The sequence below is a fragment of the Aerococcus sp. L_32 genome (assembly GCF_050689315.1).
Map to the genome: position 1 here is coordinate 1 of NZ_JBOEQF010001238.1, position 538 is coordinate 538.

At 41.6% G+C, this 538-nt stretch carries 1 protein-coding gene; it reads right to left on the reverse strand.

Annotated features, from left to right (window positions below; translation table 11 throughout):
* A partial coding sequence (locus tag ACRCJ0_RS19110; protein WP_431391788.1) for a pyruvate kinase occupies positions 1-538 on the reverse strand: 538 nt, incomplete at both ends.

The window sequence follows — 538 nt, forward strand, 5'->3', positions numbered from 1 at the left end:
GATTTTAGCGCTTGGACGGTATTTAGAAATCATTTTCGCTGTGTGACCAGATTCAGTCGCTGCAACGATTGCTGAAACGCGTAAGCTACGAGCAGTGTAAGCAACAGATTGGCTGATTGCTTCTGCCATGTCACCTTCTGTACTTGGTTTTAATGAACCAATGTCAGTTTTCGCTTCTTTACGTCCTTCAGTTACTAATGCAATACGGTTCATTGTTTGAACTGCTTCTACTGGATAGTCACCGGCAGCAGTTTCACCTGAAAGCATGATTGCGTCAGTACCATCAAAGATTGCATTAGCAACGTCAGATGCTTCTGCACGAGTTGGACGTGGGTTAGATTGCATTGAATCTAACATTTGTGTAGCTGTAATAACTGGTTTACCAGCTAAGTTGCATTTACGGATCATGTCTTTTTGTACAACTGGTACTTGTTCAGCTGGGATTTCTACCCCTAAGTCACCACGAGCAACCATTAAACCATCAGATACAGATAAGATATCGTCTAAGTTATCTACACCTTCTTGGTTTTCGATTTTT